The organism is Pseudoalteromonas sp. Z9A6 (genome assembly GCF_011378805.1).
GTDB lineage: Bacteria > Pseudomonadota > Gammaproteobacteria > Enterobacterales > Alteromonadaceae > Pseudoalteromonas > Pseudoalteromonas distincta.
The window spans coordinates 1-23999 of sequence record NZ_WTKZ01000001.1 but is presented as its reverse complement, the minus strand read 5'-3'; the positions used below and the strand labels follow the sequence as shown (position 1 = coordinate 23999).

The 23999-nt window shown below is 39.8% G+C and carries 16 protein-coding genes; 15 read left to right on the top strand and 1 reads right to left on the bottom strand.

Annotated features, from left to right (window positions below; all coding sequences use genetic code 11):
- The first annotated feature begins 27 nt into the window (after window positions 1-27).
- The 4 genes from GQR53_RS00080 to GQR53_RS00065 all read left to right on the top strand — a co-directional run bounded on the left by GQR53_RS00080 (window position 28) and on the right by GQR53_RS00065 (window position 5163).
- On the top strand, window positions 28-516 hold the full coding sequence (locus GQR53_RS00080) for a (2Fe-2S)-binding protein (RefSeq protein WP_007582016.1): 489 nt from the start codon (window positions 28-30) through the stop codon (window positions 514-516).
- 12 nt (window positions 517-528) lie between these two features.
- Window positions 529-2820, top strand: a complete 2292-nt coding sequence (locus GQR53_RS00075; RefSeq protein WP_165742512.1) for a molybdopterin cofactor-binding domain-containing protein — start codon at window positions 529-531, stop codon at window positions 2818-2820.
- Window positions 2821-3006: 186 nt separating this feature from the next.
- Window positions 3007-3978 (top strand): GTP 3',8-cyclase MoaA, encoded by a 972-nt coding sequence (gene moaA / locus GQR53_RS00070; protein ID WP_165742511.1) that lies wholly within the window; start codon window positions 3007-3009, stop codon window positions 3976-3978.
- Window positions 3979-4125: 147 nt separating this feature from the next.
- The gene (locus GQR53_RS00065; protein ID WP_165742510.1) at window positions 4126-5163 is read left to right on the top strand and encodes a GGDEF domain-containing protein; all 1038 of its coding nucleotides are present in this window, start codon (window positions 4126-4128) and stop codon (window positions 5161-5163) included.
- A gap of 10 nt (window positions 5164-5173) precedes the next feature.
- Here the strand turns inward: GQR53_RS00065 and GQR53_RS00060 are convergent, their stop codons facing one another.
- Window positions 5174-6112, bottom strand: a complete 939-nt coding sequence (locus GQR53_RS00060) for a LysR family transcriptional regulator (RefSeq protein WP_165742509.1) — start codon at window positions 6110-6112, stop codon at window positions 5174-5176.
- Between the two features lie 119 nt (window positions 6113-6231).
- On the opposite strand from GQR53_RS00060, the gene GQR53_RS00055 reads away from it, so the two are divergent.
- The 11 genes from GQR53_RS00055 (at window position 6232) to GQR53_RS00005 (ending at window position 23705) form a co-directional block, all read left to right on the top strand.
- The gene (locus tag GQR53_RS00055) at window positions 6232-7401 is read left to right on the top strand and encodes an efflux RND transporter periplasmic adaptor subunit (RefSeq protein WP_165742508.1); all 1170 of its coding nucleotides are present in this window, start codon (window positions 6232-6234) and stop codon (window positions 7399-7401) included.
- Between the two features lie 9 nt (window positions 7402-7410).
- Window positions 7411-10563: a multidrug efflux RND transporter permease subunit gene (locus GQR53_RS00050; RefSeq protein WP_165742507.1), complete on the top strand. Its 3153-nt coding sequence runs from the start codon at window positions 7411-7413 to the stop codon at window positions 10561-10563.
- Window positions 10556-11968, top strand: coding sequence for a TolC family protein (locus GQR53_RS00045; protein WP_165742506.1), 1413 nt, complete (start codon window positions 10556-10558; stop codon window positions 11966-11968). Before GQR53_RS00050 ends, GQR53_RS00045 begins: the two co-directional genes overlap by 8 nt.
- A gap of 10 nt (window positions 11969-11978) precedes the next feature.
- The gene (locus tag GQR53_RS00040) at window positions 11979-13007 is read left to right on the top strand and encodes a zinc-binding dehydrogenase (RefSeq protein WP_165742505.1); all 1029 of its coding nucleotides are present in this window, start codon (window positions 11979-11981) and stop codon (window positions 13005-13007) included.
- A 339-nt stretch (window positions 13008-13346) separates the two neighbouring features.
- A complete protein-coding gene (locus GQR53_RS00035) occupies window positions 13347-15602 on the top strand; it encodes an acyl-CoA dehydrogenase (RefSeq protein ID WP_165742504.1) in 2256 nt (751 codons plus the stop codon).
- A gap of 457 nt (window positions 15603-16059) precedes the next feature.
- Complete coding sequence (locus tag GQR53_RS00030; RefSeq protein WP_165742503.1) at window positions 16060-16440, top strand: hypothetical protein; 381 nt, start codon at window positions 16060-16062, stop codon at window positions 16438-16440.
- A gap of 7 nt (window positions 16441-16447) precedes the next feature.
- Window positions 16448-16867, top strand: coding sequence for a hypothetical protein (locus GQR53_RS00025; protein WP_165742502.1), 420 nt, complete (start codon window positions 16448-16450; stop codon window positions 16865-16867).
- Window positions 16867-20958, top strand: coding sequence for an RHS repeat protein (locus tag GQR53_RS00020; protein ID WP_165742501.1), 4092 nt, complete (start codon window positions 16867-16869; stop codon window positions 20956-20958). Before GQR53_RS00025 ends, GQR53_RS00020 begins: the two co-directional genes overlap by 1 nt.
- Entirely contained in the window at window positions 20959-21684 is a 726-nt protein-coding gene (locus GQR53_RS20700; protein WP_346774379.1) for an RHS repeat-associated core domain-containing protein, read from the top strand.
- Between the two features lie 644 nt (window positions 21685-22328).
- Entirely contained in the window at window positions 22329-22634 is a 306-nt protein-coding gene (locus GQR53_RS00010; RefSeq protein WP_165742500.1) for a hypothetical protein, read from the top strand.
- A gap of 96 nt (window positions 22635-22730) precedes the next feature.
- Entirely contained in the window at window positions 22731-23705 is a 975-nt protein-coding gene (locus tag GQR53_RS00005) for a transposase (protein ID WP_165742499.1), read from the top strand.
- Window positions 23706-23999: the final 294 nt, after the last annotated feature.

The window sequence follows — 23999 nt, the reverse complement described above, 5'->3', positions numbered from 1 at the left end:
TTATAAAGCTTAATCAAGGGGCAAGCTATGGTGACGTTTACAATTAATGGCAAGGTGGTTGAATCACACGCAAGTGAAGATACACCATTGTTATGGGTTATTCGCGATGAAATTGGATTAAAAGGTACGAAGTTTGGTTGCGGTATTGCAATGTGTGGTGCGTGTACGGTGCATTTAGATGGGCAAGCAACTCGCTCATGTGTTTTACCAATTGGCGCAATTGCAGGAAAAAACATTACCACAATTGAAGGGCTTAATAACGAACATCCACTTCAAAAAGCATGGGTTGAAGAGCAAGTACCACAGTGCGGTTACTGTCAGTCGGGGCAAATAATGCAAGCTGCTACATTACTGGCAGCTAATCCAAGTCCTTCAGATGAAGAAATAGTAAGCCATATGAATGGTAACTATTGTCGCTGTATGGCTTATAAACGTATTAAAACTGCTATTCAACGCGCTGCAGATGAGTCACAAAGTGTAGTAAATATATTTGATCCAAATGCACAAGACGCTTAACTGGAGCCGATAATGAAAAAATTATTTCAAAAAAATAGCGAAACCGTTAATTTAAATCGTCGCTCGTTTATGATTGGCACTGCTAGCGCAGGCTTAGTCATGGCGTTTGCCCCTGCGTTATTTTCGGGTTCGCTCAGTGCAAAAGAATCAATTGCGCAACAGGCTTTTTCACCCACTATTTGGTGGACTATGAGCACCGACGGCGCCGTAGAAGTGAGTATTGCTAAAGTTGAAATGGGTCAACATATCGGTACTGCTCTTGCGCGTATTGTGGCTGATGAACTTGAATGTGATTGGGATAAAGTATCAATTACCTACGTAGATACTCATGAAAAATGGGGCTTTATGGTAACGGGTGGTTCATGGTCTGTATTTCAAAGCTTTAAGCCATTATCTCAAGCCGGCGCTGCGGGTCGAATTGCATTAATAGAAGCAGGAGCGAAAATGCTCGGCGTGCCTGCAGATAAATGTCGTGCTGAAAAGGGCTACATTATTGCAGGCGAAAAATCGGTTAGTTATGCTGACATAGTTAAAAAAGGCGAGTTTAATCGTACATTTACCAGTGATGAAGTTGCAAACCTTCCACTAAAACCTGCTAATAAACGTCATTTAACTGGGCTTAAACAAGACTTTAAAGCGCTTGATATACCAGCCAAAACAAATGGTACAGCAGTATATGGGATAGATGTAGAAGTTGAAGGCATGCTGTACGCGCGTCCAGTTATTCCACCAACTCGCTATGGCAGCACAGTAACAAACGTTGACGATAGTGCAGCAAAAGCAATTAAAGGTTACAAAGGCTATGAAATTTTAAATGACCCTAGTAACACAGTGCAAGGCTGGGTTGTTGTATTAGCTGATAGTTACCCAAGTGCCATTAAAGCAGTAGATGCTTTAAAGGTGAGTTACAAAAAGGGTGAGTCGGCAAATATATCTGAAGCTGATATTCAAAAAGAAGGTAAGCGATTATGCGAGCAACGCGACTCGGGCACTTTGTTTGTTGATGAAGGCGATATAAAGAAAACCCAAGCAGACGCTAGTGAGTCGTTAGAATCAATGTATACCACAGCGACAGCGAGTCATTATCAGCTAGAGCCATTAAATGCGGTTGCAGAGTTTAAAGACGGAAATTGGATTATTCATACTGGTAACCAGTGGCAGTCACTTACGTTACCAGCGCTTGCTAAAGCACTCGATATAGAACAAAACAAAGTAATTATCCGTCCTTACTATTTAGGTGGTGGTTTTGGTCGTCGATTATTTGGTGATTGGACTGTACCTGCGGCTCTAACTGCAAAAGCAGTAGGTAAACCAGTAAAACTGGTATTTACACGAGCAGATGATAGTTTATTCGATCAGTCTCGCTCTGCATCTGCTGCAAAAATGACGGCGTCGTTTGATAAAAATGGTACCTTCACAGGAATGGAACATGCATTTGCCGCTGGTTGGCCTACTAAAGCTATGGCACCAGGGTTTTTATCACCGGGTGTTGATGGCAAAGGTAAATTTGATGCATTTTCGGCATCGGGCGCTGATCATTGGTATAGCATGAGCAGTCATCGTGCACGTGCTATTAATAACGAAGTTGCACAAAGCACCTTTACTCCTGGTTGGTTACGTTCAGTAGGGCCTGGCTGGATTGCATGGAGCCTTGAGTCGTTTATTGATGAAATTGCCCATAAGCAAGGCAAAGATCCAGTTCAATTTAGAATTGAAATGTTAGACGGTAAAGGCAAGCAAGCGGGTAAAGCACCTGAGAGCGTTGGTGGAGCACTGCGCTTACGTAATGTGCTTAAAACGGTGTCTGATAAAGTAGCTTCTGTTAAATTAGCTAAAGATGAGGGCATTGGTTTTTCTGTAAGCTCAGGGCAAGAACGTACCATGCCAGCATGGCTTGCAACCGCAGCGCATGTTCACGTTAACCGTGATAGTGGTAAAATAACGCTTAAAAAGCTCTATGTTGTTGTAGATGCGGGCTTAATAGTTCACCCTGATGGCGCACTGGCGCAAATTGAAGGGTCGTTACTATGGGGCAGCAGCCTTGCATTGCATGAATCAAATACGTATAAAGATGGACAGGTATCAGCGACTAACTTTAATACTTATTTACCGCTAAGAATGCAAGATGCGCCAGATATTGACATTGAATTTTTACAAAGCGATGAGTTTCCAGTTGGTTTAGGCGAACCTGGTGTTATAGGGGTCGCTCCTGCTATTGGTAATGCTGTGTTTAATGCTGTAGGCGTGCGTTTACGTGACCTACCAATGAAGCCAAGCGAACTTAAAAAAGGCTTAGAAGCGTAAAACAAAAATAATTAAAGGGGTATGTTTTATGCTGCCCCTTTAAGTTATTAAATATATTTATGTAATTATTATTTATGTATCAATAGGTAGCGTTGTTTATACCAGTTTGCTTAATTAAACGATTAAGCATTATTGCAAATTGGTATTAGGTTGTTATTACGTGTTGATATTAGTTAAGGTTTATTTATGCTAATCGACCCAACAGGGCGAGAGTTTAGTTACCTACGTTTGTCTATTACGGATGTATGTAATTTTAAGTGTGTTTATTGTTTACCAGATGGTTATCAGGGCGGTCATGACCGTGGCTTCCTCACAATTGATGAAATTAGCAATACGCTTAAAGCGTTTGCACACCATGGTATTGAAAAAGTAAGGATCACTGGCGGAGAGCCAACCCTTAGAAAAGACTTTATAGATGTTGTTCGCGCGGCAAAAGATGTTGCGGGCATAAAAAAAATTGCAATGACCACCAATGGTTTTTCTCTTCATAAGAATATTCATGACTGGGTAGATGCAGGCTTAAACGCCATTAATGTAAGCATTGATAGTTTAGATTCACGCATGTTTAACACCATCACTGGGCATGACAAATTTACCTCAGTAATGAAAGGTATTGATACTGCGCTTGAAACGGGTATTGATTCGGTAAAAATAAACAGCGTGCTGATGAAGCAATACAACGCAAAAGAGTTTGATACATTTTTAAATTGGGTTAAACACCGCCCCGTCACCATCCGCTTTATAGAATTGATGCAAACAAACGACAACAAAGCCTTTTTTGATGCTAACCATGTTTCTGGGCAAGTTTTAAAAACTCAGCTACTACAAACGGGCTGGCAGCAAGTTGCGCGTAGTGCATCAGCAGGTCCTGCTCAAGAGTTTGCCCACCCCGATTATCAAGGCAGAATTGGTTTAATAATGCCTTACAGTAACGACTTTTGTAGTACCTGTAACCGATTAAGGGTTACAGCAAAAGGAAATCTGCACTTGTGTTTGTTTTCTGAAGAGGGTATTTCGCTAAGAGAATATATGAACGATAGTTCGCATAGTGAATTAATGGCCTTGTTATCTCGTTATATTAAAACTAAGAAGCCAACTCATCTTTTGCATCAAGGTAATACGGGCATCACCACTAATTTATCTATGTTAGGTGGTTAATTTTTAGAGCTAACTTGTAAACAAAAACATCAAACGTGTTCCTAAATCACCAATAAAAGGGTGTGTTTACATGGTTTTAGAGCAACAAAGCTTGTTAAATTGTATTTTCACGTTAAACTTACTTTTTATTTTTATTAAGTGATTAGAATGGATATCGCAGCCCTTAATAGCACTAAATCATTAAGAAAGGACGTTCTAAGAGGGATGTGCCTTTGCTTTGGTGTTTTATCGGTTGGATTTGCGGGATTTAATTTAACTGTAAATAACTTTCCATTGCTTGGCTATATCGAAATCTGTTTTTCTATTTATTGTATATTTACTTACATTACACTTATACGCCGACCATTACAGTTTTGGCAATCCGTTGTAATGTGCGCACTTATCACATTCATCGTTATTTTGGGTACATCTTTGGCGTCGCCTCGTAACGGTGTGTATGTATGGTCGTTTGCATTACCTATTTTGTACTACCTACTATTGGGTAAACAATATGGTGTAATTTTCTCTGCAAATTTATTAGTGATCCAAGTGTTTATTTTAGGTAGTCAGTCTACTCTTGCCCCTTTTGAGACTTTTAACTTATCCCTTAATCTACTCTGTGCTTATTTAAGTATTTGGGCAATTTCTCACGTTTTTGAAGGGAGTCGTTCACACTTTTCAAGGCGACTTAAAAATTTAGCGTTACTTGACCCACTAACGGGTGCAGGCAATCGCCTTTCAATGAACCACTACTTTGAAGTAGAACTACAAGATAAATCACAGTTATATTTATTCTTACTTGATTTAGATTTTTTTAAACAAGTAAATGATGAATATGGCCATGGTGTGGGTGACCAAGTGCTTATTGAAGTAGCGACTTTACTAAGAGTTATACTCGCTAGAGGGTATTTATTTAGAGTCGGCGGTGAGGAGTTTGCTTTATTTAGCTCTTTTGAAAATGAAGAGGCTGCACTTAATACCGCTGAACAAATAAGGGCACGTTTTGAAAGTACCACATTTGACATTGACGGCCTTGCAATCAATGTTACAACCAGTATTGGTGTCGCAAAATTTAAAAGTACCAATTCATTGGAAAGCTTTGTAAACCAAGCTGATAAACAGTTATACAAAGCAAAGCAATTTGGTCGCAATAAAGTGTATTGTAAGTTTAAAAAAGAAAATGATTACCAGGCAGTCGTTGCGTAAGTCGTGCTACTTAGTACATTTGTTCAAAGTTAGGGATCCCGTTTTCCCAAATCGGTTTATCTTTTCCTAAATGCTCGCGTACAGCGTCAAAAAATAATCGGGTTCTTACTGGTAAATCTCGATGCGGATATACGGCATACATTGCGCTCAATTCCATCAGTTTTACATCGGTCAATAAAGGCACTAACTTACCTTGTATTACTTCATCACCAATAATAAATGCAGGGGCGACAAAGTAAGTTGTACCCGATAATGTTTTCATTAACAATGACTCGGCATCATTAGCACGAAACACACTTTTTATTTTTTGCTCGCAGCGCTCACCTTTACTATCGTAATAATCTATTGCTTCTACTCGAATAGAATTACTGGCATAGCTTGCTGCTGGTAATTTCGCTAACTCTTCCATTGTTTTTGGCATACCATAAGTTTCAATAAACTGTGGCGCAGCTAAAATTAATAATCGATTACGCGCTATTTTACGTGCAATAAGTGACGAGTCTTTAGGCTCTCCTACACGAAAAGCCAAATCAAATCCTTCAGAGACTATATCTACAAATCTATCGTCTAAACGCAGTTCGACTTCTACTTGCGGAAAGCGTTTTTGAAAATCATTAAGCACAGGTTGTAAATAACGGCGACCAATAAGAGTTGATGAAGTGATTTTTAAAACGCCGCGCGGCTCTAAATGGTAGTTTTCAGCCATGCGCACGGTTTCGCCGAGCAGCTCTCTAAGCTCTGCGGCTTTTTTGATCATTTCGGCGCCTGCCGCAGTGAGCGAAAATGAACGGGTAGTACGGTTAAGTAACCTAACGCCTAACTCATCCTCTAAACGGCTAATTTGTTTAGATATAACAGAGCGATCTATGTTGCGTATTTCTGCAGCTTTAGCAAAAGAGCCTTGCTCAACTACTTCAAGTAACATTAAAAGTCGACTTGTTGTATCCATTATTACACCTTAACTAATCTATTGATGCCATTTTGGCATTAATGAATTTAAAAATCTATGGTTTTTACACACGGGTTTAATCCGTATTATGCGAGGCTAATCAACAATGGAGCGTCTTCATGAACAAACATCTAATTGCTGCTGCACTTACTGCGGCATCTTTAACACTTGCGGGTTGTGCTGATGAGAGCACAGCTCAATCAACACCTGCACAGCAACTTCAACCAATTGATGTAGCACAGGTGCTTGTTAAGCCGGTACAGAGCTGGCACACATATACAACTCGTTTAGAGTCTCCACAAGAAGTTGCTTTAATGCCGCGTGTATCAGGAATCATCGATAGCATTGAATTTAAAGAAGGCGACGTGGTTAAAGAAGGCGATGTTTTATTTCAATTAGATGCTCGCCCATTTGCAGCGGTTGTTGCAAGCTTAAAAGCGCAAATTAAAAGTGCAGAAGCCGCACTTGAACAAGCTAAAAGTGAAGACAAACGTGCGGTACGCTTATTAGACCGTAAGGCAATCTCAACTGAGCAAGCACAAGCGCGTACTTCAACACTGCGCCAACGCGAAGCACAGCTTTCTGCACTGCAAGCACAACTTACCTCAGCAGAACTTGATTTAGAGTTTACGTCAGTAGTATCACCAATTGATGGCATTATTTCTCGTGCAAATATTACTAAAGGTAATAACGTACTTGCGGGTCAAAGCGTATTAACATCGATTGTTTCGAACCAAGCTATGTACGCTTATTTTGATGTTGATGAGCGCACATGGAATAGCTCTTTTAATGATGTTACTGCTGCGAGCCATCAAACTGTTGTAATGCAAAAAGTCGGTCAAAGTGATTTTGCATACAAAGGCTACATTAACTTTATTGATAACCAAATTAATTCATCAACGGGCACATTACGTGTACGTGCCGTATTTAATGAAGACAACAACCAATTACGCGCAGGCTCGTTTGCACGTATCAAGCTTGCAGCCAATTCTATTAGCGACGCTATTATTATTCCAGAACGTGCAATTGGTACCGACTTAAAAAATCGTTTTGTATTAACCGTTGGCGAAAACAACGTACTTGAATACAAACTAATTACTATTGGTGAGCGTTACGGTGCATTACGTGCGGTTACTTCAGGCCTTAACGAAGGTGATGTAATTGCTGTAAATGGTCCTGCTCGCGTAGGTCCTGGTATGCCAATCTCTCCGCAAACAGTAACAATTGATACAAGCGGTGTGGCATTTACATTGTCAAACGACAACGCACAACTTGTGGCTAAGCAATAAGGTTTATTGATGAAATTTTCGCATTTCTTTATACAGCGCCCAATATTTGCGGCTATGCTTTCGTTGGTTATTTTAATTGCTGGTGGCATATCACTATTCCAATTACCAGTAAGTGAATACCCAGAAGTAGTTCCTCCAACAGTTGTTGTTACCGCCAATTACCCAGGTGCTAACCCTACCGTTATTGCGCAAACAGTGGCAACACCGCTGGAGCAAGAAATTAACGGTACTGAAAACATGTTGTATATGTTTTCGCAAGGTACCAGTGATGGCCGTATGACACTAACGGTAACATTTGCGTTAGGTACCGATTTAGACCGTGCTCAAGTACAAGTACAAAACCGTGTAAACAGTGCACTTCCGCGTTTGCCAGAAGAGGTACAACGTTTAGGTGTTGTGGCTGAAAAATCATCACCCGATTTAACCATGTTAGTGCATTTATACTCACCTGAAAAAACGCACGACACAGCTTACTTATCTAATTATGCTGATTTAAACATTAAAGATGAAATTGCGCGCTTGCCAGGCGTAGGTGATATTCGCTTATTCGGTGGCGGTAAATACTCAATGCGAGTATGGCTAAACCCAGATGCACTTGCTGCACGCGAATTAACAGCAACAGATGTAGTAACAGCGCTTCGATCGCAAAACCAGCAAGTTGCTGCAGGTAGCTTAGGCGCGCAACCTATTTCAAACGACAGTCAATTTCAAATACTGTTAAATGTTAAAGGTCGTTTAAACAGTATTGAAGAATTTGAACAAGTTATTATTAAAGTAGGCGATGAAGGTCAGTTAACGCGTTTATCTGATATAGCCCGTGTTGATTTAGGTCAAGACACTTACGCACTGCGTGCAGAGCTTGACAACCAACCAGCACTTGCAATACCAATATTCCAACGCCCAGGTTCAAACGCTATTGAGCTTTCCGATCAAGTACGCGAAACAATGGCGCGCTTATCAAAAGATTTCCCTACTGGTGTTGAATACGACATTGTGTACGACCCTACGGTATTTGTTCGCGGCTCAATTGACGCGGTAATTGCCACTTTGCTTGAAGCAATTGTACTGGTAGTTATTGTTGTTATTGTATTTTTACAAACGTGGCGTGCATCTATTATTCCGCTAATTGCTGTGCCTATTTCACTTATTGGTACATTTGCCGTAATGCAGTGGTTAGGTGTCTCAATTAATACCTTGTCGTTGTTTGGTTTAGTATTGGCCATAGGTATTGTTGTAGATGATGCGATTGTAGTTGTTGAAAACGTAGAGCGTAATATTGAAAAAGGCTTATCGCCACTTGAAGCAACCCGCGTTGCAATGAGCGAAGTAACAGGCCCTATTATTGCCATTGCGCTAGTACTAAGTGCTGTATTTATTCCTACTGCGTTTATTACCGGTTTATCAGGTCAATTTTATAAGCAATTTGCACTTACAATTACAATTTCGACGATTATCTCAGCGTTTAACTCATTAACGTTATCGCCTGCGCTTGCTGCATTGTTATTAAAATCGCACGATGCAAAACCAGATGCGTTCACGCGTTTACTTAATAAATTGTTTGGTCGTTGGTTGTTTAAACCATTTAACCGCGTATTTAATCGTGGTGCTAAAGGGTACGAAAAACTGGTACAAAAACTAATTCGTATGACCGTTGTTGTAATGGTGGCTTATATTGCACTTGTTGGCGGCACAATTAAGTTATTTGATACCGTACCAGGTGGCTTTATTCCACAGCAAGACAAGCAGTATTTAGTGGCTATTGCGCAGTTACCTGACGCATCAAGCCTTGATCGTACTGAAGACGTACTTGCTCAAATGCAGCAAATTGCACTAGAAGTACCAGGCGTTGCACATACTGTTGCTTTTCCTGGCTTATCAGTGAACGGTTTTACAAACAGCCCTAACAGCGGCATTGTATTTACACCACTTGAAAGCTTTGACAAACGTAGCGATCCAAGCCAATCAGCGATGGCGATAGCGGCGCAGTTGAATAAACGTTTTGCTGCCATTGATGAGGCATTTGTAGCGGTATTTCCACCGCCGCCAATTCAAGGTTTAGGCACTACCGGTGGTTTTAAACTGCAAATAGAAGACAGAGCTAATAAAGGGTTTGAAGCATTATTTAATAGCCTGCAAGCCGTTATTGGTAAAGCGCAACAAGACCCTGCATTAATTGGCCTGTACTCAAGTTTCCGTATCCAAGTTCCACAAATGGATATTGATATTGACCGTGAGCAAGCGCTTATTCAAGGTATTCCACTTGATGAAGTATTTAATGCCCTGCAAATTTATCTAGGCTCTGTGTACGTAAATGACTTTAATATGTTTGGCCGTACGTACCAAGTAAATGCACAGGCTGATGCTGACTACCGCTTAGACCCTGATCAAATACTTAATTTAAAAGTACGTAACCGCTCAGGTAATATGGTGCCTCTAGGCTCTGTATTAACAGTAACACCAACAATTGGTCCTGACCGTGTTATGCATTACAACGGTTACCCAAGTGCAGAACTAAATGGTAGCCCAGCGCCAGGTTATAGCTCTGATCAAGCACAAGTTGCTATTGAAAAAGTACTCGCAGACACACTACCAACAGGTATTGAATATGAGTGGACTGAAGTAACGTACCAACAAGTACTTGCCGGTAACACCATGGTTTATGTATTCCCGTTAGTTGTATTACTTGTATTTATGGTACTTGCAGCGCAGTACGAGAGCTTACGTTTACCACTGGCAATTATATTAATTGTACCAATGACTATTTTCTCAGCCTTGTTAGGTGTGTGGTTTGTTGGCTCTGACAACAACATATTCACCCAAATAGCGCTCATAGTTCTGGTCGCGTTGGCTTCTAAAAATGCGATATTGATGGTTGAGTTTGCAAAAGATAGACACGACTCAGGCTTATCGCACTTAGAGGCAATACTTGAGGCATGTCGTATGCGCTTGCGCCCAATATTAATGACGTCGATTGCATTTACAGCAGGTGTTGTACCGTTAGTACTTGCCACCGGTGCGGGCGCCGAAATGCGACACGCAATGGGTAACGCAGTATTCTCAGGCATGATAGGTGTAACCGTGTTTGGCCTATTGTTTACGCCGGTATTTTATATGCTAGTGACTAATAAAAAAGAGAAAGCGCAGGAGAATACTCATGACTAAATTAATGCAAAAAAGGCTTAAAACAAGTCTAACCGTCAGTGCGGTATTAGTCGCTGCGTTTTTAGCAGGGTGCGCGAGTAAAATAGACACCATGAGCGAGCAAAAAGCGGTTAACGAATTTGTTGCTAAAGCTAATATTGCTAGTAACGTTAGCGTTGCTGATGAAACAAACTGGTGGAAAAAGCTTAATTCTGATCAACTAAATGAGCTTGTTACTGGCGCGCTTGCAAATAACTATAATTTGCAAACCAGCCAGCTGACACTTAAAAGCGCATTAGCGCGATTAGGAGAGCAAAAAGCCCAGTACCTTCCGCAAGGTGGCGTAAATGTTGGCGCAGCCCGAAGCGATGCACCAAGCGTGTTTGACCGCCAATCAAGTGCAAACGTTGCACTTGATTGGCAGCTAGATTTATTTGGTCGCATAACGGCGTTGGTTGATGCTGCAAATGCATCGGCCATGAGCCAAGCAGAGCAAGTACGCTTATTACAAATAGAAGTAGTATCGTCAGTTGTTAAAGGCTTTGTGAGCTATCAGGGTAATGTTGAAAAACAACACATTGTAGCGCTTCAAATAGAAGCGCTTGAGCAAAGTATTGACGTTTTGCAAGCCCGTGTTGATGAAGGTGTAGCTAACGAGCTTGATTTAAACCGTACTATGGCGCAGCTTAGGCAGCAACAAGCACTTATGCCTGCCATTGAGTATGCAAAATATAGCGACTTATCTGCGCTTGCAGTACTAAGCGGTAAGCTAGCGCAAAATATTGCTATTGAAAACGAGCAAAGCGTGCTTGAACGTGACTTTAGCGTCGCACTAAAAAATGCTAATAACGCTATTGCCTTACGCCCTGATATTAGCCGCGCGCTGTTTGATTTTAGCCAAGCAAATAGTTTAAGTGTTGCAGCGAGCAAAGCGTTATTACCCGATATTAGCTTATCTGCATTTGCAGGGGTTGTGAGTATAGACAGCACAGGCTTAAAAAATACCGATCAGCAGTGGCAAGTAGCGCCGCAGTTACAATGGTCGTTATTAAGCTACCCAGCATTATTAGCACAGCGCGACGCGCAGCAGTTTTTAAGTGAAGCCGCATACAGCGATTATCAACAAGTGGTATTAACTGCACTAAGTGAAAGTGAACTTTCACTGCAATTGTTGGTCAATCAAGCACAGCAAAAACGCTTTGCCGATGAGCGCTATGACTTTGCTAATAAAGCATTTTTACAAGCCCAAGCCATGTATGAAGAAGGTCAAATTCCTTACCTTGAGTTGTTAGAAGCGCGCCAGGATGTTTTAATAGCACAAGAAAATGCTGTTGAAACAACAATTTCTTCACTGCTTGCCAAAGTAAATGCTTACCAGTCATTTAATGGCCAATGGAGTTATGCGTTAAACGACACTAATAAGTAGAGTTATATTGATGCCAAATACTGAAAATTTACATGAATACATTATCCCGCAAACAATGCGCGCTATTGTACTGCCAGAACCAAATGAAGCAATTGACTTAGCGGATGCTGAGCTGCCTGTTCCAGACTGTGCAGATAACGAGCTGCTTGTAAAAGTAGAGTACGTTGGTTTAAATCCAGTTGATGGTCAATTTGCTAAAACAGGCTTTTGTAAATGGCAGTATCCACATATTTTAGGCTTAGACGCCGTAGGTGTTGTGGTTAAAGCTAATAAAGGTGTGTTTCCAAATGTTGGCGAGCGCGTTATGTGGCATGCCAACATTGGTGAGCAAGGTGCTTTGAGCGAATACACCAAAGTATCTAACTTTGCAGTGTCGGTTGTGCCAAGCGGTTTAAATCCGGCCATTGCAGCAACACTTCCATGCGCCGGTATGGCAGCACTCATCAGCTTAGATAAAATAGGCATTAGTGAAGGCGATACTATTTTTATTGAAGGCGGAGCCGGAGCGGTAGGGCAGTTTGCTATTCAATATGCAAAGCATCGTGGTGCAGATGTATTTACCACGGCATCAAAGCGTAACCATAAGTTGGTTAAGCAGCTAGGCGCTGATGTGGTTTTTGACTATAGCGATAAAAAGCTATGCGAAAAAATCCGCAGAGAACTTGGCCCACAAGGCTTTGATGCGGTTATTGATACGATAGGTGGTGAGTGTACTCAGCGTAATATTGAGTTAATGCGTTTTTGCGGACGTATTGCCTGCTTAAATCCGCTACCTTGTTTTGATCGAGACTTAATGTATCACCGAGCGCCCAATATTAGCGTTGTATCGATTGGTGGAGCATGGCTTGCTAATAGTTTATGTGCACAACAACGTTTGAGTTTTATGGGCAACCTGTTACTTGAAGGCGCTGTTAGTGGCGACATTAAACACCCAGAAATAACGCCCGTAGATTTTAGTGCTGAGTCAGTATCGCAAGCGCTTAATAAACAACTTGCTGGTGGTTTTACCGGCAAGCAAGTTGTTAAAGTTGCTAAGTGAAGCGCTTATACAATTTGATTTAAATTTAGGTAGTTTTAGCTAGATTAACTGATAATATAGCCTCTACAAATTGAATAAAAACGTAGCCTATTTGTGCTGCGTTTTTTTATGCCCATAAAAAAATAGATACAGCGCTAGCGCTTTTGCTGTTTTATTCATCATTTTAGCTAAAATACTTTTTTTCAGCGTACAACTGTAAGCCTTTGTGTTTCAACAGTTTACGTTCAGGTAAAGAAAATAAATTGAAAAAACTGTTAATTAATTGAATAGAGTAATTGATCTAAACGATTTTTTATGACGTAATGTAGTTATTATTTAGCTGGTCGGATGAGTTCAATCATGAGTTTACGTACAAAACTAAAAAAAGTATTACCAAGTATTTCTATCACAGAACAAGAAGCGCTAGACGCGGGTGATGTATGGCTTGAAGGTTCTATCTACCAAGGTAAACCTGATTTCAGTGCACTTCGCGACGTACCTGCTGCTACATTAAGCGCAGACGAGCAAGCATTCTTAGACGGTCCAGTAAAAGAGTTATTGGGCATGATTGACGATTCAGTGATTCAAAACGGCATTCATTTACCAAATGACATCTTAGAATTTTTGAAAAAAGAGCGTTTTTTCTCGCTTATCATTCCTAAGTCGTTTGGTGGTTTAGAGTTTAGCCCTTATGCAAACTCTACTATTGTTGGCACAATTGCGACTAAAAGCTCAGCAGTTGCGGTAACCGTAATGGTTCCTAACTCGTTAGGCCCAGGTGAGTTATTACTTCACTTTGGTACGCAAGAGCAACAAGCACATTACTTACCACGCCTAGCAAATGGTACAGACATTCCATGTTTTGCATTAACAAGCCCAGAAGCGGGTTCTGATGCAGGTGGTATTCCTGATGTTGGTAAAGTAACTAAAGGTATGTACAACGGCGAAGAAGTCCTTGGTTTAGAAATTACCTGGGACAAGCGCTACATTACACTTGCACCTATTGCTACCGTACTTGGTTTAGCATTTAAAGTAGTTGACCCTGATGGTCTGCTAGGTGGTAAAGAAAACCTAGGCATTACCTGTGCACTTATTCCTAAAGAGCACCCAGGTGTTGAGCTTGGTAATCGTCACGACCCAATGGGTATTCGTTTTTACAACGGTACTACACGTGGTAACAAAGTATTTGTACCAATGGACTTTGTTATTGGTGGACAGAAAAACATCGGCCGTGGTTGGCAAATGCTGGTTAGCTGTTTAGGTGCTGGCCGTGGTATTTCATTACCTGCGCTAGGTGTTAGTACAGCACAAGTTGCATTTAAATCAGCATCTGAATATGCAGCAGTGCGTGAACAGTTTGGTTTAGCCATTGGTCAGTTTGAAGGTATTCAAGAAAAACTAGCTGACATTGCAGGTAAAACATACCTACAAGAAGCAATGCGCGTACTTACAACTGAAGGCTTAGGCATGGGCTTAAAACCATCAGTAGTAACTGCAATCGCTAAATACCACATGACAGAGCTTGGTCGCGACGTGCTTGATTCAGCAATGGATATTCAAGCGGGTAAAGCGATTCAAAACGGTCCACAAAATACCTTAGCAAGTGGTTATGTTGCTCAGCCGATTGCCATTACCGTAGAAGGCGCGAACATTCTTACTCGTAACCTAATGATCTTTGGTCAAGGTGTTATGCGTTGTCATCCATATTTACAATCTATGGTTGAATCTATCCATAGTGAAGATAAAGGCGCAGATAAAGAATTTAACGGCATTTTACGCAAAACAATTGGTTACAGCACAGCAAACAGCTTACGTGCTTTCCGCTTAGGTGTTTTACCATTTACAGCAAGTGCAAACTCTGATTTACCAGAAGTACGCGACTACGAAAAAGCTGTTCATAAATTATCAGCTAAATTAGCGGTATATGCAGACTTTTCGTTATTGGTACTTGGCGGTAAGTTAAAACAAGCAGAAATGCTATCGGCACGTTTAGGCGATGTAATGAGCTTTTTATACGCGGCAATGGCGTCAATTAAATACTACGAGCAAAAAGTATCAAGTAGTGAACGTGAGCAAGCAGCACCGTATTTTCATTATGCAACTCGCTTTGCACTACAAAGTGCTGAAGAAGCGCTGCACAAGTTTTTAGATAACTTCCCTGCAAGTGGTACTCGTAAGTTTATTCGTTTCATTACAATGAACTACTCAACTAAAATGCCAAAAATTAGCGATGACTTAATCCGCGAACTAGCTAAGCAAGCTCAGCTTGATACTGCATTTAAAGCGCAAATCACGCATTTAGTTAAACCAGTAGTGGGCGATGGCCATCATATTAATGAGCAAGCTTACAAAGCTAAAATGGCATCACTTGGCGAGCTGGCTAAAGTTAAAAAAGCATTACGTGCTAAAGTAATTAAACCAGGTGCACGTTTTAACATTACACTTGATAACGCATTAGCGGCAAATGTAATCACGCAAGCTGAGCACGTTCAGTTAATTGATTACAACATTAAACGTGAAAAAGCGATTCGTGTAGATGAGTTCGATTTTGATATGAACCTACTAGACGATAACGCACAGCCGATTAACCCGCTTAAAAGCGTAGTTAATCAGTAAGTTAAAGTAATTAAATTCAATAATGCAAAGCGCCCGCAGTATCGGCGCTTTTATTGTTGAAAAGTATTAGTGTGGAGCCCCGCTTGTGTAAAAACAAGCGGGGCTTTTTTATGTTTTTTTAAATATCAGTTTTCAATAATATTTATTCAACTTTTGAGATTATTCTTGATATCAACTACGGTGGCTTTTCCTGATTTATGGTTGAATAAGATCTGGAGGAAAATCAATTGTCGAAGACAATAATATAACGAGATATTTTTCTCGTTATCCACAAAGCTGTCTTACCTCAAAGTAGCCCATTAATAAAGTTAGTTGATATAAAATTAACTAAAAACAAGTATTTAATTTTTGTAACTATTCTGAATAAGTGAGCACATTTCATACTAAGAATTTAATTTACTATGTACCTATAAAGGTGTACTGTATGTTTAATTATTGTATATAAAAAGAAATTAAAATGAGATTCTTAGTAGCTTTTTTGTTAATGCTTTCTTGTGTATTTGATTCGAAAGGAGCTATTATCGATCCTGCAATACCAGCCCCTTCGTTGGTTCCAACGCCAAGCAACTTTAGGTATGAAGAAAATAATGGTTCGTTGCGCATTATGTGGAATTGGTATCCCAATGATGGCGTAATTACACTACCGCCTAAACTTCCACCACCGGCTGAGTTATTCTCTGTTCCAAGAGAGGGTAACTATAAATATAGTATAGACGTTGAGATTGCAGAGCTTAGCAATAATAATATATACAGTATGCTTAGTAATGATTATAGATTACTAGGCAGTACAATTAGCAATAGTTACTTATACAACATGGCTGTTTTTTTCAGCAGTTAAATTTAGGGTGAGAGCTAAAAGAACAGATACCTTTACTGATAGTTCTGTTTATTCCGCTTATTTATATAGCCCTCTAATCAATCGTCAAGTTAAGTTATCCGCTCCTTCTATATCACCGGATGGGGGTAATGTAATTCCAACAGATAACATAATTATTACGAATGCTCAGCAAGCAGTAATGAAATACGCTTTGATACCTCTCGAGTATGATTGTTCCAGTGTAAATAACTGGCTTACCTATGTTGCACCTCTTTCTATTAACTCTAGTCGCCAGTTATGTGTGTTTGCAACTAAGATCGGCTCATTATCTAGTGATATAAAAGAGGCCGTTTATACGGTTAGTTCACCAGCAAACACAAAACAAATTATATTTATACATACGGATTTACTTGGTAGTCCAGTGGCTGAATCTCAGGAAGAGCAATAATGAAAAATTTTACTTATTATTTATCAACAATGTTATTAGCTCCGCTGTTTACTTTAGCGGCACAGCCTCCGGGTGGAGGTGATGTTGAGTTAATAGCGCCACCATCTGAGTATAATTTAGAGCGTTTTGCCGTCAAGCGAGAGGTTGAGGCGCTTACAAGTAATTTGGCTGGTGAAAGTATTTCACTAGCTGATGGTTCACTCTCATTTACTGTCACTGACTTAAGTATTAAAACGAACTCACAGATCCCTCTAAATATTACACGGACATATAATCGGCTTACAGGTAAAAATGATAAATCCCCAGCACAGTTCGGTGATTGGGAGCTCGAGTTACCAAAAATAGAAGCTACTTACTTAAAAGGCAGCACTCGCTATAGCAATAATTATTATTCTAGTACAGCTTGTTCAAGTGCTTTATCTCCTGGCCCCATTTCATTTTATGGTGATGTTTATGAGCAGCATGAATATTGGAACGGAGCCGATGTGATTATACCTGGTGCTAGTGGGAAATTATTAAGTGGTTCTGGCCAGCATCGTTACCGAACCAAGCTCAATGCATCAATAAATTGTAGTAGTGAAAATGGCAATGAGTATTTTATTGTAAAAACGAGTGAAGGCTTAATTTATACTTTAGGTCATCGTATCGAAAAATTGGGGTTACCACTTGTAAAAACAAAACCTGCACAACGTAGTAAACTTGCTTACGTTGCAACAAAAGTTGAAGATAAGTTTGGCAATACGCTGCATTATATATTTGATGGTAGTAAGTTGGAAAAAATCACATACCAACCTTCTGGCTCAGCCCATAGCGAAGACCTCGTTTCGTTTTCATATGAATCATCGGGACGCATAAATAAAATAACAAGCCAAGAGCGGGTTTGGGAGTATTTATATGAAGAAAAGTATGCAAATCAAAACCATAACTTAACAGACGTCATACTTCCAACAGGCCAAAGTTGGGAGTATGATTTTCCTGAGTTTATAAACTACGCGAGCAAGATATATGTAAAACCAAATTTTAATGTAGAAAGCTGTATATATAGCCACACTACTCCGCTATATGGCCCAGAAAGCTCCCTTAAAGTAAAACATCCTAACGGCGCCAACATAAGTTTTAACTACAAATTGACCGTACATGGACGAACGGAAGTCCCGGCAAAAAGTCAGCGTCATACTCGTCAAGGCAAGCCTATAAACTATAATGCTTGCTATGCTAATTTAGCAATTTCAAGTAAATCAATAGATATTAATGATGAACAATATGTATGGACATATGCCTACAGTAATAATTATTCACACTTTAATTCTGCAGGTTTAAGTAGTTCAGAAGTTAGTAGTTTCAGACGTGGTATTGCAATTATTGGAAACACTAAAGAAGTTACTTGTAATACTAAAAGTGATTGTTCCTCTATCCCAAGTGGTTTGGGGCTATCTGCTTATGACTTAAGGGTACTCAAGGTCACAGCGCCGAATAATAGTTATATTAACAGCTATATTAGTAAACGCTGGGATGAAACTGAAGGGCAGGTTATAGCTCAGGTCGAACATGGCCCAAATGGAGAAATAAATCAAAAAACATTGACTCAATATTGGAAGAGTAGTTTTAAAGGTAACAGTGGTATTGTCGATCCAATTTTAACCACGAATACAGACACTTTATCTTATATCGTAAAGGACAAAAGAGTTACTAAACATGTTAACAGTGACAGCTTTACTAAAAGTTATATCTATAATATTTATGATGCACCTGAGCAAGTTGTTCTAGCAGGGCCATCGGGTACTTTTTATAAAAAGCAGTTTTACCAGCATGACACTTTAAATTGGATTTTAAATTTACCTACCATCACCCAAGTATCAAGCGATGATCAAAACTATATAGAAACTAAACGCATTCAGTACAATGCTTTTTCGAATAGTTACTTTTCAAACCAACAATTACCATCAAAAGTGTACCTATTTGGTCAACTACAACGTACTTTCACTGATTACACCGCACAAGGCAATGTTGAGCGAATAGAGTTTAATTCAAATCGTTCAGTAGGCACTGGTAAGCGTTTTATTGAATATGCAAACTACAAGCGCGGTTTACCGCAGGTAATAACGGTGCCAAATAGGTCAACCACAGGAAGCATGAGTGCGGGTAGGGTAGTTGATAATAACGGGTGGGTAACTCGTACAACCGATTATAATGGCGTATCAACTAATTACACCTATGATGACATGGGTCGTATTAAATCCGTAGATTTAACAAATGATGCGGTTAATGGCAGCTGGTACGACACGTTATATACTTGGGATAACGATACCAATACCCGTACTGTATCAACGTGTACGTTAAATAGTTCACGCACAGCATGTACAGGTAACGCTGTATTCAAAACTACAGAGTACTATGACAACTTATTGCGACTGACAAAAACAAAAAGCCAAGATTTAGTCAATAGCTCAGCAGCAAATAGTACCCGTTATCAGCTTTTCGAATATAACTACTTGAATCAGCCAACGTTCCAATCTTATGCAAGCGCAAATATAAGTGAAAATAAAGGCACTACAACCGTTTATGATTCACTAGGTCGACAGCAAAGTGTTACAACAAGTGGAGTAGGCACCATTAATTACGCCTATTTATCTGATAACCGTATAGAAGTAACTGATGCAAAAGGTCACGTAACAACTACAACCTATCAAGCCTTTGGTTCACCAAGTTACTCACGTGCAGTAAAAATAGAATCGCCTGAGAATGTAACCACCACATTAGATATTGATATATTTGGTTTAACACATGCTATTACACAAGCTGGTGCTAATCAGTATGGAAATTCAACGAGTGTTACTGAACGTCGTTATTACGACAATAGTAAACAGTTATGTTTAACTACACGACCGGATGTAGGCAATACCCTTTATAAGTATAACACACTAGGTGAACTCATCTGGAGCCAAGGTGGCGTTGCTAATACACAATGTACCAGTACAGCGCCGAGTGGGAGTACTTTTTATACATATGAAAACTTAGGCAGTCTTAAACAAGTTAACTACCCAGATGCTTCAGGCGATGTTAGCTACGAGCGCGATAACAACGGGAACGTTAAAACCTTAACAGCTGGTAATGTAATTCATCGTTATGAGTACAACAACCAAAATCGCCTCGAAGAAGAGCAGCTATTTGTGGGTAATGAACTACCTCTAATGCTTAATTATAAATACAATGCTTTGCAACAGCGTGAACAGTTAGGTTACCCAGATGGAACTATTGTAAACTTCAAACCCAATGGCTTTGGTGAGCCAACAGAAGCACAAGTGTATAAAAGTGGAAATGTTGATTTAAGTTTTGCGAAAAGTGCAAGCTACTATGCTAATGGTACACTGAGTTCGTTTACGTATGGTAATGGTGTTAAGCATCAAACAACACTATATGCAGATAGCCTACTACCAAAACAGCTTAAAGACACAGGCCCAGCTGGCAGTAATATACCTAGTACTGTTATGGCTTTAACCTATGATTACGACAATAATGCAAATGTAACGTCGATTATTGATAGCCAAAACAGCGCCTATAGTTTAACTAATTTACAGTATGACGACCTTGACCGCTTAACCAGTACCACTGGGGCAGCAGGTATTGGGTCGAGTGAAATGCACTACGATGGGCTCGGTAACATTACGTACTATAAAAATAAGGGTAAAACACTTAATTATACCTATGATTACGCTAAAAATCGGTTATCTAAAGTAACCGGCGTAAGCGGACGATATGGCTCAATAGGTTACGATACCCGAGGTAACATCACTAATAATGGCGCATACTCACTGAGCTTTAACCGCGCTAATCTGCTTACTTCAGCCAAAGGCAACAGCTATTTATATGATGGTCATAACCGCCGCGTAAAACAGGCAGATGCTAACGGTACAAGTTATTCAATGTACAGCCAAGATGGTACATTGCTGTACAGAGAAAAAGGCGACACCATAACCGGCAGCGGCACTAACTATATTTACTTAGGTAAAAAACTGATTGCCAAATATGGTAATGTAACACCGCAAACAGTGAATGAAAGCCGTCAGCATGCTCGTCCATTTGGTGAATAGATAGAAGCCCCCAAAGATGATGTAGGGTACACAGGGCATAAATTCGACACCGATTTAGGGTTGAGTTATATGCAGGCACGATACTATGATCCAGTTATCGGGCGTTTTTACTCGAATGACCCTGTTGATGCGATGGGTCATATTGCACGTGGTAATGCTGTTCATGGGCTTAATAGGTACGCTTACGCTAACAACAACCCATATAAATATACAGATCCTGATGGAGAATTTGCTCATTTAGTAATAGGCTTTGTAGTAGGGGCGGGTGTTGAACTTGCTTCTCAATACTTTACGGGTAAAGAGATTAGCTTAACTAAAGTCGCAGTTTCAGGGCTAGCAGGGGCTGCAACAGGTGGTTTGAGTTCCTTAGCAAAAACGACAATCTCGACAGGTGGGCAAATTGTTGCGACTACCGCTGAAAAGGTCCTTGCTGGTACTATGACTGTTGGGGGAGGAGCTGTATTAAATACAGGTGCGGGTATGGTAAATGATTCTTTAGATGGTACTCCGTCAGGGCAAATTGTTGATAATGCAGTCGAAAATGCTGTAGAAAGCTTGGCACCCCATGTTAAAGCTGTAGGGAAAATAGCAGGAGCTGCGGCAAATAAAGCGTTTGGTAAGACTGGGGTCGGAGATACGGCTAAACAACTTGGTACTGAAGCTGCAACGCAAGGTAGTGAAAAGATAATTAGCGAGTCATGTTCGAGTGTTAAAAATGAGTGTTAGAACTAGTTTTAGAATGTTTTTTAGACTGACAATTGTTTGTATTGGAATTTTAACAGGGCTTACATTTTTAAAAGTAGCTTTGAATGGAGAAATGTATGAATTAAGTTTTCAACGAATACTTGATGGCTTTATATATGCAATATTACCAGCCTCAATTGTTTTAGCTCTAATTCTATTCGTCATAGATTACACCGAAAAGAAAAGATAGTTTCTAAACGTGCTTTTATTCTATAGCCTCGCCCTCGCGGGGCTTTTTATTACTCGATCTAAAGGCGATAAAATTAACATGTTTTAGATACGGACGAACTTTTTCAATGTGGGTATGCTAGATCACTAGATCACTAGATCACTAGATCCTAGATCATAGGGTCAGGTCTTTCTATTTGTCTTTTATGATTATCATCAATGGAAAGTATGTTTGGTCTTAGATAACTGTACTAGTTTTTAGTTATAAAAAGATATCCACGCCACACACCCTGTATTTTAAATTTTTTTGTGTTACCAGCTAAATATTTTAGCTAAGTTTACCTATTTATTACCTGTGTTTGATAAGGTTTTAAGTTAATATAATTTAATAAACAGGTAGTTGTGAGAGTAGTAATATACACCATAACTAAAAATTTTAATAAGCCAAGGTAGGGTTCATGAAAGTATTATTTTTTACTATAGTTGTATTTTTTAGTAGCAAAGCGCTCTCTTTAGAATTTTTGACAGGTCAAGTAGTAACACTAGAGGCAACCTATATGCCAGATGTTATTAAATTTAAGTTGGATGTTGGAAGCACTACATGTCCAGAAGGAGGATGGCTTACTTGGCAAAATAATACTGAAAACAATAAGATAGTCTATTCAATGTTAATGACTAGCCTGGTTGCTGGTAAAAAAATAAGATTTTATATAAATGATAATGACACTGATTGTATAGGAAAGTATATACACATTCTAAATTGATGGCACAGAAATAAACAAGACACCCACTTTAAATTTTGCACTTTTAGAAGTTAAAGACTAGCCTTTATTTAGTGTAAAAAATAAGCAGGGTGTTTTATGGCAATCGCAAGAAAGCGTCAAGTAAGTTTGGTTGATACAAAGTACTACCACTGTATTTCACGTTGCGTACGCCGTGCATTTTTATGTGGCGAAGACCGTTTTACAGGCAAATCTTACGAGCATCGTAGGGGCTGGGTTGAAGACAAACTGCTTGAGTTAGCCAAGACATTTTGTATTGATGTATGTGCTTATGCCGTAATGAGTAATCATACACATTTAGTCTTGTATGTTGATGATAAGAAAGCGAATAGGCTGAATGATAAAGCGATTGTTATTCGCTGGCATAAACTCTGTAAAGGCACATTGTTAACGCAAAAATATGTACAGGGTGAAAAGCTAAGTAAAGTTGAACTTATTTTTTTTAATCAAACAGTAAAGGAATATCGAGAGCGTCTATCAAGTATTAGCTGGTTTATGCGGTTGTTAAATGAAGATATTGCTCGCAGAGCAAATAAGGAAGATAACTGTACCGGCAGGTTTTGGGAGGGGCGATTTAGCTCACAAGCACTGCTTGATGAAGCCGCACTTGCCGCCTGTATGGCGTATGTCGATTTAAACCCGATTAGAGCCAAAATGGCTAAAACGCCAGAAGAGTCAGACCATACCAGCGCTCAAGTACGCTTAATATGCGCAAAAGAAGGCAAGCAGCCAAAACAACTCCTTCGCTTTGCAGGTATGCCACGTCAGATTATGCCAAAAGGGCTGCCGTTTGAGCTTAAATCGTACCTTGAACTTGTTGAATTAACAGGACGTTGTATGCGAGAAGACAAGCGAGGGTATATTGAAAGTACACATTTGCCTTTACTGGAAAGGGTGAATATATCTCCAGAGAACTGGTTAAAGCTTACAACCCAATTTACGCGCGTATTTCATGGCGCAGTGGGCAGGCCAGCCTCACAAGAAGGTTATTGTGAAAACTTAAAGCGAAAGCGGCGAGCGAATATCAGTAACTGCGAAAAGCTACTGGCATAAAACGTAAACTACTCAGTAATAAATCACAACTGCACCATGCAGCCATTTTCATGCGTGCAATTTAGATTAAGAGCGCTAGTGACTTATTTGATGGATGAAATGAAAATAACCTGTCGATAAAAGATATATTATTAACCTACAAATTAAATTTAATGGCAACATTTTGTTTGTTCAATTAGAGTGGCTGTCTAGTTTATCTGTTACACATCTATAGCGGGTTTTGTGGCTAAAATGCATGAACAGAGTGAGCCGCTTTTTACGCAAGTGCTGATGATATGTGATGAGGAAGGCTTG

What these genes read in the sequence shown, in the direction of transcription:
- GQR53_RS00010 (WP_165742500.1), top strand. Translation starts at nt 22,329, where the DNA reads ATGAAAGTATTATTTTTTACTATAGTTGTATTTTTTAGTAGCAAAGCG.
- GQR53_RS00055 (WP_165742508.1), top strand. Translation starts at nt 6,232, where the DNA reads ATGAACAAACATCTAATTGCTGCTGCACTTACTGCGGCATCTTTAACA.
- GQR53_RS00075 (WP_165742512.1), top strand. Translation starts at nt 529, where the DNA reads ATGAAAAAATTATTTCAAAAAAATAGCGAAACCGTTAATTTAAATCGT.
- GQR53_RS00050 (WP_165742507.1), top strand. Translation starts at nt 7,411, where the DNA reads ATGAAATTTTCGCATTTCTTTATACAGCGCCCAATATTTGCGGCTATG.
- GQR53_RS00035 (WP_165742504.1), top strand. Translation starts at nt 13,347, where the DNA reads ATGAGTTTACGTACAAAACTAAAAAAAGTATTACCAAGTATTTCTATC.
- GQR53_RS00060 (WP_165742509.1), bottom strand. Translation starts at nt 6,112, where the DNA reads ATGGATACAACAAGTCGACTTTTAATGTTACTTGAAGTAGTTGAGCAA.
- moaA (WP_165742511.1), top strand. Translation starts at nt 3,007, where the DNA reads ATGCTAATCGACCCAACAGGGCGAGAGTTTAGTTACCTACGTTTGTCT.
- GQR53_RS00045 (WP_165742506.1), top strand. Translation starts at nt 10,556, where the DNA reads ATGACTAAATTAATGCAAAAAAGGCTTAAAACAAGTCTAACCGTCAGT.
- GQR53_RS00080 (WP_007582016.1), top strand. Translation starts at nt 28, where the DNA reads ATGGTGACGTTTACAATTAATGGCAAGGTGGTTGAATCACACGCAAGT.
- GQR53_RS00065 (WP_165742510.1), top strand. Translation starts at nt 4,126, where the DNA reads ATGGATATCGCAGCCCTTAATAGCACTAAATCATTAAGAAAGGACGTT.
- GQR53_RS00020 (WP_165742501.1), top strand. Translation starts at nt 16,867, where the DNA reads ATGAAAAATTTTACTTATTATTTATCAACAATGTTATTAGCTCCGCTG.
- GQR53_RS00005 (WP_165742499.1), top strand. Translation starts at nt 22,731, where the DNA reads ATGGCAATCGCAAGAAAGCGTCAAGTAAGTTTGGTTGATACAAAGTAC.
- GQR53_RS00040 (WP_165742505.1), top strand. Translation starts at nt 11,979, where the DNA reads ATGCCAAATACTGAAAATTTACATGAATACATTATCCCGCAAACAATG.
- GQR53_RS00030 (WP_165742503.1), top strand. Translation starts at nt 16,060, where the DNA reads ATGAGATTCTTAGTAGCTTTTTTGTTAATGCTTTCTTGTGTATTTGAT.